Source organism: Terriglobia bacterium (assembly GCA_032252755.1).
In the GTDB taxonomy this organism is placed as follows: Bacteria; Acidobacteriota; Terriglobia; order Terriglobales; family Acidobacteriaceae; genus JAVUPY01.
Genome location: JAVUPY010000066.1, coordinates 53,651 through 63,259, shown reverse-complemented (window position 1 = coordinate 63,259; position 9,609 = coordinate 53,651). Strand labels below are relative to the sequence as shown.

General features: G+C 60.6%; 6 protein-coding genes, 1 tRNA gene and 3 pseudogenes. 5 read left to right on the top strand and 5 right to left on the bottom strand.

The window, feature by feature from the left end; all coding sequences use genetic code 11:
* Positions 1-137: pseudogene (locus tag ROO76_16170) on the bottom strand (chorismate synthase).
* Between ROO76_16170 and aroC the strand changes: the two are divergent.
* The 4 genes and pseudogenes from aroC (at position 117) to rsmB (ending at position 3,837) form a co-directional block, all read left to right on the top strand.
* A pseudogene (gene aroC, locus ROO76_16165) lies at positions 117-926 on the top strand (chorismate synthase). The pseudogenes ROO76_16170 and aroC overlap by 21 nt on opposite strands.
* Positions 927-976: 50 nt before the next feature.
* On the top strand, positions 977-1,489 hold the full coding sequence (def, locus tag ROO76_16160; GenBank protein ID MDT8069699.1) for a peptide deformylase: 513 nt from the start codon (positions 977-979) through the stop codon (positions 1,487-1,489).
* Positions 1,486-2,418, top strand: coding sequence for a methionyl-tRNA formyltransferase (fmt, locus tag ROO76_16155; protein ID MDT8069698.1), 933 nt, complete (start codon positions 1,486-1,488; stop codon positions 2,416-2,418). Before def ends, fmt begins: the two co-directional genes overlap by 4 nt.
* Before the next feature lie 87 nt (positions 2,419-2,505).
* On the top strand, positions 2,506-3,837 hold the full coding sequence (gene rsmB, locus ROO76_16150) for a 16S rRNA (cytosine(967)-C(5))-methyltransferase RsmB (GenBank protein MDT8069697.1): 1,332 nt from the start codon (positions 2,506-2,508) through the stop codon (positions 3,835-3,837).
* A gap of 78 nt (positions 3,838-3,915) precedes the next feature.
* Here the strand turns inward: rsmB and ROO76_16145 are convergent, their stop codons facing one another.
* The 3 genes from ROO76_16145 to ROO76_16135 all read right to left on the bottom strand — a co-directional run bounded on the left by ROO76_16145 (position 3,916) and on the right by ROO76_16135 (position 8,274).
* Positions 3,916-4,623, bottom strand: coding sequence for a PASTA domain-containing protein (locus ROO76_16145; protein MDT8069696.1), 708 nt, complete (start codon positions 4,621-4,623; stop codon positions 3,916-3,918).
* A complete protein-coding gene (locus tag ROO76_16140; GenBank protein ID MDT8069695.1) occupies positions 4,623-6,866 on the bottom strand; it encodes a PBP1A family penicillin-binding protein in 2,244 nt (747 codons plus the stop codon). The genes ROO76_16145 and ROO76_16140 overlap by 1 nt, the downstream gene beginning before the upstream one ends.
* A 169-nt stretch (positions 6,867-7,035) precedes the next feature.
* Positions 7,036-8,274 (bottom strand): S41 family peptidase, encoded by a 1,239-nt coding sequence (locus ROO76_16135; protein MDT8069694.1) that lies wholly within the window; start codon positions 8,272-8,274, stop codon positions 7,036-7,038.
* 385 nt (positions 8,275-8,659) lie between these two features.
* Here ROO76_16135 and ROO76_16130 point away from each other — a divergent pair.
* Positions 8,660-8,736, top strand: a tRNA-Met gene (locus ROO76_16130).
* A 134-nt stretch (positions 8,737-8,870) separates the two neighbouring features.
* Here the strand turns inward: ROO76_16130 and ROO76_16125 are convergent.
* Positions 8,871-9,582, bottom strand: a pseudogene (locus ROO76_16125) (SDR family oxidoreductase).
* Positions 9,583-9,609 lie beyond the last annotated feature (27 nt).

Sequence of the window (9,609 nt, the reverse complement as noted above, 5' to 3'; positions counted from 1 at the left end):
GCCACCGCCGCCATCGTCAGCGCCACCATCGCCTCGGCTGCCACGCCCGCCGCCGGAACGACGCAAACGTCACTCCGCTCGTACGCAGCCTTCGTCTCTTCGCGCGTGTCGAAACGCACAGACTGCAGCGGGCGTCGGCGCGGGAATCGACGGCACGGGTTGCCGGCGGCGCCGTGGCGAAGCTGCTGCTGCTGGAACTGGGGATCGACGTGGCGAGCCACGTGATTCGCGTAGGCCGCGCCGAGTTGGGGCGGACGGCACGCTGGGAAGAGATTGCGGCGCTGCGGGAGAAGGATGAAGTGCTGCTGAACTGTGTCGATGCGGAAACCGAAGCGCGCATGAAAGCCGAAGTGGACGCGGTGCTGCGGACCGGCGACACGGTGGGCGGCGTTTTTGAGGTGGTGGTGCACGGCGCGCCTCCGGGGCTGGGCACCTGCGCCAACTGGGACGAGCGGCTGGATGGCCTGCTGGCGCAGACGGTGATGTCTCTGCAGGCGGTGAAGGCGGTGGAGATCGGGCGCGGGGTGACGGCGGCAGAGTCGCTGGGGTCGGAGGTCCACGATGCCATTGGCTATGCGCAGGAGGCGAAAGACGGCCAGCACACGCGCTTTACGCGGGAGCAAAACAACGCCGGCGGGCTCGAAGGCGGCATCTCTAATGGAGAAGACATTGTGGTGCGCGGGTATCTGAAGCCGATTTCGACGCTGCGGCGTCCGCTGCAGTCGGTACGCTTCGATACGCGCGAGGAGACGAAGGCGGCGTATGAGCGCAGCGACGTGTGCGTGGTGCCGGCGGCGGGTGTGGCGGCGGAGGCGATGGTGGCGCTGACCGTGGCCCGAGTGGCGCTGGAGAAGTTCGGCGGGGATTCGCTGCGCGAGTTGAAGAGGAATTACGAGGGGTATGTGGAGCAGGTGGGGAAGTACTAGGGATTACGGGATACCGTTTACGGTAAAGGGACACACAAGCAGAAACGCAGATGATCAGGGAAATTGTTAAATATCCGGACCCAATTTTGCAGCGGCCGACCGAGAAGATTGCGGAGTTCAACGAAGAGTTGCGCACGCTGGCGGCCGATATGTTTGAGTCGATGTATAAGGCGCAGGGCATTGGCCTGGCGGCGCCGCAGATCGGGGTGGGCAGGCGCATCACGGTCATCGACCTCAGCAACAAACAGAACCCGAAAGACAAGATCGTGCTGGTGAATCCGGAGATCGTGCACAAGGAAGGCAGGCAGGTGGAGGAGGAGGGCTGCCTGAGCCTGCCCGACATTCGCGACAAGGTGACGCGCGCGTCGAAGGTGAAGGTGAAGGCCCAGGATCTGGACGGGAACTGGATTGAACTGGAGGGGAGCGAGCTGCTGGCGCGCGCCTTCCAGCATGAGATCGATCATCTGGACGGGATTCTGTTCCCCTGGCGGCTGAGCGGGCTGAAGCGGGACCTGATTTTGCGGAAGATTCGCAAGCTGCAGAGAACCGGCGAGTGGAAATGAAGCTGGTCTTCTGCGGGACGCCCGCGTTCGCTGTGCCCACGCTGAAGCTGGCGCTGCGAGCCGGCTACGATGTGCCGCTGGTGGTGACGCAGCCGGATCGGCCGGTGGGCCGCGAGCAGACGCTGACCGCGCCTCCCGTCAAAACGACGGCGATGGAAGAGGGGATTCCGGTGGTGCAGCCGGAGAAGATCAGGAACAATGCTGAGTTTCGAGCGCAGATGGAGGCTCTGCGGCCGGATGCGATCCTGGTGGTCGCCTACGGGCGCATCATTCCGAAATGGATGCTGGAGCTGCCGCGGCTGGGCAATCTCAATCTGCACGCCTCGTTGCTGCCGAAGTATCGCGGGGCGGCGCCGATTCAGTGGGCGATTGCTTGCGGCGAAACCGTGACCGGTGTGACCACGATGCGCATCGATGCCGGACTCGACACAGGCGACATGCTGCTGAAAGCGGAGATGCCAATTGCAGCGGATGATACAGCGGTCACACTTGCGCCGAGGCTTTCGCAGCTTGGAGCGTCGCTGCTGATCGAGACGCTGCGCGGATTTGAAGCCGGCGAGATGCAGCCCACGAAACAGGATGATTCGCAGGCGACGCTGGCGCCGATATTGAAGAAAGAAGATGGGCGGATCGATTTTTCGCTCAGCGCGACGGAAATTTTCAATCGGCTGCGCGGGTTTCAGCCGTGGCCGGGCGCGTTCACCACGTTTCGTGGAAAGCAGTTGACGGTTCATGCGGCCCGGCCAGGCGTGGGGCTACAGCTTGAGCAGGCCGAAGTAACGGTTTCCGGGGACCGCCTGCTCGTCGGATGCGGCCAACGCAGCGTGCTGGATTTGATGGAAGTGCAGCCTGAAGGGAAGAAACGCATGAGTGCAAGAGATTTCGCCAACGGTTATCGACCGCAGCCTGGAGAGATGTTAGGAAGGTAAAAGCCCACCCTACGCCGAACCCGCACCTTGCCAACTGCGGCAGATGTGGGGCACCGCGCATGCGTAAGGGGGCCCGACGGAAAGTTTATGCCCGCGTCGCCTGCACGAACCGCTGCATTCCAAATTCTTCTTCGCGTACAGAAGGAAGATGCCTATGCGTCGGAGTTACTGCATTCCGACCTGCTGCGCAATTTGAGCGCTGCCGATCGCGGGCTTTGTACGGAGATCGTGATGGGCGTGCTGCGGTGGCAGTCGGCACTCGACCTCGCGATTGCAGCGGTCTCTGACAAGCAGCCACGAAGTCTCGATCCCGAGGTGCTGATTGCGCTGCGCATGGCGGCGTACCAGATTCGGTTTCTCGACCGGGTTCCGGCGCGTGCAGCGGTCAACGAGAGCGTGGAGTTGGTGAAGGCGGCGCGGAAGCGATCGGCGGTCGGATTCGCCAACGCCGTGCTGCGGAAAATAGTGTCCTCTCCGCCGAAGATCACGGCAAGGACACCTGTTGAAGAGTTGGCGCAGCGACTGGCGCATCCGCAATGGTTAGTCTCGCGGTGGATGGATATTTTCGGGCTGGCAGCGACGCAGAAAATATGCGAATACGATCAGAAGGTGCCGGAGACGGTGCTGAGGATTCACGAGTCGGGCACCGAGATCGCAGAGGAACTCCAAAAAGAAGGAGTTGAGACCAGGCTTGGAGTGCTAGTGAACGGAGCCTTGGGGGTTGTTTCTGGCGATGTGACGAATACGAAAGCGTATCGCGAACGCCGTGTATTCATCCAGGATGAAGCGTCGCAACTCGTTGCGATGCTGGTCGGACGAGGGACGCGGGTTCTGGATGCGTGCGCTGCGCCGGGGAGCAAGACGGCGGCGCTGGCATTTCGGAATCCCGAGGCTCACATTGTGGCGGCGGAATTGCATCCGCACCGGGCGCGTTTGCTGCAGGAGCGGGTGGCTGCGTGTGCGAATGTCGAAGTGCTGACGGCGGACATCACGGCGTTGCAGCTTGGAGACAGGTTCGATCGCGTGCTTGCCGATGTTCCCTGCTCCGGGACCGGGACGCTGGCGCGGAATCCGGAGATCAAATGGAAGCTGCAAAAGAGGGATCTCGAGGATTTGCAGCAGCGGCAGGTTGCGATTATCACGGCGGCTCTGCGGCACGTTTCGCCGGGAGGACGAGCGGTTTACTCGACCTGTTCGCTGGAGACGGAAGAGAATTCGGCGGTGGTCGAGAAGGTTCTGAGTTCGCATCCGGAGTTTCGGTTGGTGCCGTGTCGCGAAGAACTAATGCGACTTCGCGATGCGGGCGACTTGGTTTGGGATGATATCGAGTCAATGGTGCGGGGGGCTTTCCTGCGGACATTGCCGGGGGTGCATCCGTGCGATGGGTTCTTTGCGGCAATATTGCAAAGAGGCGAATAGCACTGAGAGAAACAAAAGGTCCTTCGACTCCGCCGCGCAAAAACAGCGCGGCTCCGCTCAGGATGACACAGGTTAAGTTTAGCTTTGCGGCGGCGTGCCGGTGCCGAGGGTCACCGTCGCGCCGCTGGTGACGCGCTGGCCCACGGCTGGGGTTTGTTTTACGACGATTGCATCCGGCGTCGCAGCGCTTGGCGCTTGCGGCTTGAGGCCGGCGTTGGTGATTGCGGCGGTGGCGTCGGAGAGGCGCATGCCGGTGAGGTCGGGCATCACGTAGGCCTTATCGTCGGCGGGTGCGGAGACAAGGATGTTTACCTTCGGGCTTGCGGCGTGCGAATCAGGTGGAGGGCTCTGGGCGATGACCTGGTTCGGTGGAGTATCGGGCACGGCCATGGTCGAGATGGTTCCGAGTTCGAGGCCGCGCTGCGAGATATTCAGTTCGGCGGCGCGCGGGCTGTCGCCGATGACACTGGGAACGACGTTGCGTTGCGGGCCCATGCTTTCGGCGATGCGGACACGCCAGCCTTTGCGCACCTTTTGACCGGGCGAGGGCTCCTGCGAGACGATGTGGCCGACGGGAATATCGTCGCTATAGAAACGGCTTTCGCGAACGAGGATGAGCCCGTTCTGCCGCGCGAGTTCGTAAGCCGGCTGCGGCAACAGGCCAATGAATTTCGGGACAATGACTTCGCGGCGATGAATTGCCAGCCGCATGGTGATCAGCATGGATCCCATGGCAACGATGATGAGGACGAGGCCGGCGACGGTGTATTTGACGAAGCGGCGCATCAGTGGGCCTCGCCATCGCCGGGTCGGAAGTCGGGTGTGTCGACGTGCTGCTGCGCGACGGCTTTCTTTGTGTCTTCCGGGGCGGGTTCAGGGAACTGCTCCTTATCCTTTCCGGCGATCGCGACTTTCATGAAGTCGATCCAGATTGGCAGGGCCGCCATGGCACCGGTCTCTTTCTTGCCCAGCGTTTTCTTTTCATCGTAGCCGACCCAGACGCCGCAGGTGATGGATGGCGAGAAACCGATGAACCAGGCGTCGGTGAAATCGTTGGTCGTGCCGGTCTTTCCACCGAGAGGATGATTGAGCTTCGCCGCGGAGTATGCGGTTCCGTGGAGAACGACCTGCTGCATCATCTGCGTCATGACGCGCGCGGTGTGCGGGCTGATGACGTCCTTGACCTCGGGATAGTCTTCCTCAAGGTTGTGGCCCTCGGAGTCTTCGACGCGCGTTATGTAGTGAGGCGTGACGCGCACGCCATCGTTCGGGAAAGTGGAGAAGGCGGCGGTCTGCTCCATCAAGGTGACTTCGGCGGCGCCGAGCGCGAGCGGGAGGACTGGTGGAAGTTCCGATGTAACGCCGAACTTGCGCGCGTACGCAATAACCTTCTGCACGCCCACGCGCTGGATGAGTTTGAGAGCCGGAATGTTGCGAGACTGTGCGAAGGCGCGGCGGAGAGTGATGTTGCCTTCGAATTTACCGTCGTAATTGTGTGGCGTGTAAGGACCCGAAGCGGTCGAGAAGGTTACCGGGCCGTCGTAGATGACGTCATCGGGCGTCGCGCCTTCTTCAACTGCGGCGCTGTAGACGTAGGGTTTGAAGGACGATCCGGTCTGGCGGAGAGCTTGCGTGGCGCGATTGAATTTCGAGAGATCGAAGTCGCGGCCGCCGACCATGGCCTTGATTTCGCCGGTGGTGTTGTCGATGGCGACCAGCGCGCCTTGTGCGCCGGAATCCTGCTCGAGGGAGACTCGCGCGGAATTATGGTTTATCTCGAGAACCTTGACGTAGACGATGTCGCCGACGCTAAGGATGTCGGCGGGGGATTTTGCCTGGGTCCAGGCCATGTCGGCGGGACTGAGTTGCGCGGTGAAGGAGCCGAGGCGCAGGGTTGCGTTTGACCTGGTCACATCGGTGACGAGAGCGTGGACGTAGGAACCGGGCTCGATCGGTTGCCGCCAGTCCGGATGGTCGAACTTTTCGAGATCGGAGCCGGCGGCGATCACGTTGAGCAGATTTCCCTTCCATCCGTGACGACGCTCGTAGGCGGCAAGACCATCGAGGACAGCCTGGTTGGCGGCGCGTTGAAGATCGGTGTCGAGCGAGGTGTAGACCTTGAGACCGCCCTGGTGGACTTCGTCGCTGCCATATTTGTTCTCAAGGTATTGGCGAATTTCTTCCGCAAAATAAGGTGCAAGCCAGTTGGGATCATTCTGGAGCTTCAACTGGATTGGCATCGACTTGGCGTGCTGGGCTTCGGCATTGGTGATTTTGCCGTCCTCAAGCATGGAGTTAATGATGAGATTGCGCCGGCGAAGAGCGCGTTCGGGATTGAGGATGGGCGAATAGTAGTTCGGAGCCTTGGGAAGTCCGGCGAGCAGTGCCGCTTCTTCGAGCGTGAGGTCTTTCGCCTTCTTGCTGAAATAGAATTCCGAGCCGGCTTCAAAGCCGTAGACGCCGTGACCGAGGAATATCTGGTTGGCGTACATGGTGAAGATCTGCTGCTTGGTGAAGCGGCGCTCGATGGACATCGCGAGCATCGTCTCCTGGAGCTTGCGGCCGAAGTTGCGGTCGGCGTTCAAGAAGAGGTTGCGCGAGAGCTGCATGGTAAGCGTGGAGGCGCCCTGCGCCTTGCTGCCCGAAGTTATGTCGCGATAGGCGGCACCGATGACGCGCCACCAGTCGACGCCGAGATGCTTCTCGAAATCCTTGTCTTCGATTGAGATGATGGCGTCGCGGAGGACCTTGGGATAGTCGTCGTACTTGGCGATGACGCGGCGCTGCAAGGCGAACGAGCCGATGACGCGGCCCTTGTCGTCGTAGAGTTCAGTTATGGAGCTGGGTTGATAGCGTTCGAGTTCGTTGGCTTCGGGAAGATCGGTGGAATAGACGATGAGAAGTCCGGCGAGGGAACCGATCACGGCGGCGGCGATCAGCATGAGCGCATAGATCACCTGGCGCGCCAAGTGGCGCTTGTCCGCCGGAACGAACGGCGGTGGCGGGACCTCTTCGTACAACACCTTCATCGGTTTTCGGAGATGATCGAGGCCAGAATAGCACGGGTGGAGAGGAATGCATCAGGTACAAAAGACCCACATCCGCTAACTACTGCAGATGCGGGGCACCGAGTTTTTCTGTGCAAAGCAAAACCGCGAACCCGAGGGTTCGCGGTCGTAAGCGATTCTTGTCGCGAAGTTAAGCGGCGTGAGCGGCGGCTGCTGCCGTGGCGGTCTTCTGGTCCTTGCTCTTCAGGACTTCGATGGCGCGGCGCAGTTGCTCGTCGGGCTGGTTGGTTTTCTTTACTTCCGGTTGATTGTTGTCGGTCTCGTCATCGGGGCCGTTCAAGTCGTCGAAGTTGTCGGCGACCAGGATGTTGGGCGTAACGGCCGTATCCTGGATGGCCTTGCCTGACGGGGTGTAGTATTTCGCGACCGAGAGAATCAAGGCTGAGCTATCAGGCAGTTCGATCAGCTTCTGGATCGAACCGGTGCCGAAGGTTTTATCACCGACAACGTCGCCGCGAGCGGTCTCGAGAATCGAGCTGGCAATAATCTCGGCCGGACCGGCGGTGCTGCGGTTCACGACCACGACAAGCGGCGCGGTCGTGACTGCCTTTGCCGGATCGGCATCGAAGTTCTGGCGCGGATACTTCTGGCCCTGCACATAGGTTATGAGGCCGTGGTTGATGAACAGGTTCGCGGTCGCAATGCCTTCCTGCTCGTCACCGTTGCCGGAGTTGCGCAGGTCGAGTACGAACTTCTTCGCGCCTTCCTTCTGCAGTTCCTTGATCTTGGCAGCGATTTCCTGCGCGCGGCCCTTGGGGAAACCGTCAGGCCGGATGTAGCCAACGCCGTCGTCCATCATCTTGGCGCTGACCGCAGGCTCCTTCACGATCTCGCGAACAATGGAAACCTTGTCAGGCTGAGCCTTACGCGGACGCACGACGGAGACGTTGACGGCGGAACCCGGCGTGCCGCTGAGGATGCCATGGATCTCGGCCAGCGACATGTCGCGCGAACTCTTGCCTTCGATTGCCTCGAAGATGTCTCCCGCCTCGATGTTCGCCTTATCCGCCGGTCCGCCTGGAACCACGGAGACGACAGCGGCATAGCCAAAGCGCTTGCTGATGGCAGCGCCGATGGTGCCCTTGGACTCGTTGAGCGCCTTGTACTGTTTGTATTGCTCGGGATTCAGGTAGCTGGAGTTAGCGTCGAGCGACTCCAGCAAACCGTGCAACGCGCCGTCAGTGACGAGCGCGATGTTCGGCTCTTCGACGTAGTCGCTGCGGATGCGCGAGAGAACTTCACTGTAGACCCCGAGTTGACGGTAGGCGCCGTCGCCGGTGGAGGCCTTCACTCCCAGTCCGCCCGCTATCGTGAATGACACCAACGCCAGCGAGATGACCAGCAAAACTGTTTTCGTGACTCTGGACATTAAAATACTTCTCCGCCGCGACAGGCGCCGCAGCCATTCCGTCGATTATACCCGGTTTGATGCCGAGAGTTCCCCAGTCGAAGCACCTAATTCGGGTGATGGACAGGATACTGGTTAGACGGAGGACCAAGGACGAAGGAATCGAGAAATCAGGGAATCGTGCGATCGGGTTATCGTGCGCGGGCCGCCGGAAATGCGAACTCTCCAATCCTCTCCGGGAAAACTCTCTCGCGTGCCCTGGATGCTGTACTTTGGCTCGATAGCACGATCGCTCGATGGCACGATGTCGTTGGTTTGACACGCCCCAAGTTGCTCCTTAGAATCAATGAGGTTGGGTCATCCACGCCCCACCTTTTGGCAGGTTCCTGCCGCGTTTTTCAGCAATGGCGGTGTAGCTCAGGTGGTTAGAGCGACGGTCTCATAATCCGTAGGTCGCTGGTTCGAGTCCAGCCGCCGCCACCAATCAAATCAACAACATCCGATGGAACGGAGGCTCTTCATCCTTATCCAGCCGGGTTGGTCATTGCGTTCCCTTTGCAAAAACACACTCTCCGACCATCGCACAACATTTTGATCTCGAGGCACGGGATTGTGCATTACCACGGCAGGGGTTTGCCATCGCGGAAGAAACCGCCTGTCGGGCCGTCGTCGGGCAGCGTCGCTGCCCAGATGATGCTGGCGGCACCCTCGGCAACGTTGCGCGGAGCACCAGGGCCGCCCATCTCCGTTGCGACCCATCCCGGGCAGACTGCGTTGACAAGGATGTGAGCACTGCGAAGCTCGGCCGCGAGAGTACGCGTCATTGCGTTCAAGCCAGCCTTGGTGACCTGATAAGCAGGTGGTCCGGCGCCCATGCTCGCGAGCGATCCTGATTCCGATGAAACATTCACGATGCGTGCTGAACGGCTTTTTCGCAGGAGCGGCAGGAACGCTTGGCAGACACGCCAAGGGCCTACCAAGTTCGTGATGATCGTGTCCATTACCGTGCCATGAATGTCAGCGTTCTCAACGTTCTCCCATGTGTCGTAATTAATGCCGGCGTTATTGATCAGCACATCGAGATGGCCGAATCGGCGCTTCACCTCAGCAGCGGCTTCACTCGACGCTGCCTGGGTCGGCGACATTGAGAGCAAGCGGTTCGATTGTGCCTGGTTCGTACAACTTTCTCGCGGCAACCTGAGCCTTCGTGGCGTCCCGCGCTGTGAGCAGGACGGTGAAGCCACGGGTTGCGAGCTGACGGCAGACTTCGAATCCGATGCCTCGGTTTGCGCCGGTGACTAGCGCGATATGTCCCGATTTCTCATTCATCTGATAACAACTCCCGGAGGCCATGGA

Bases quoted from the DNA above. Each gene is read 5' to 3' on its own strand.
- def (MDT8069699.1), top strand. From the start codon at position 977: ATGATCAGGGAAATTGTTAAATATCCGGACCCAATTTTGCAGCGGCCG.
- fmt (MDT8069698.1), top strand. From the start codon at position 1,486: ATGAAGCTGGTCTTCTGCGGGACGCCCGCGTTCGCTGTGCCCACGCTG.
- rsmB (MDT8069697.1), top strand. From the start codon at position 2,506: ATGCCCGCGTCGCCTGCACGAACCGCTGCATTCCAAATTCTTCTTCGC.
- ROO76_16145 (MDT8069696.1), bottom strand. From the start codon at position 4,623: ATGCGCCGCTTCGTCAAATACACCGTCGCCGGCCTCGTCCTCATCATC.
- ROO76_16140 (MDT8069695.1), bottom strand. From the start codon at position 6,866: ATGAAGGTGTTGTACGAAGAGGTCCCGCCACCGCCGTTCGTTCCGGCG.
- ROO76_16135 (MDT8069694.1), bottom strand. From the start codon at position 8,274: ATGTCCAGAGTCACGAAAACAGTTTTGCTGGTCATCTCGCTGGCGTTG.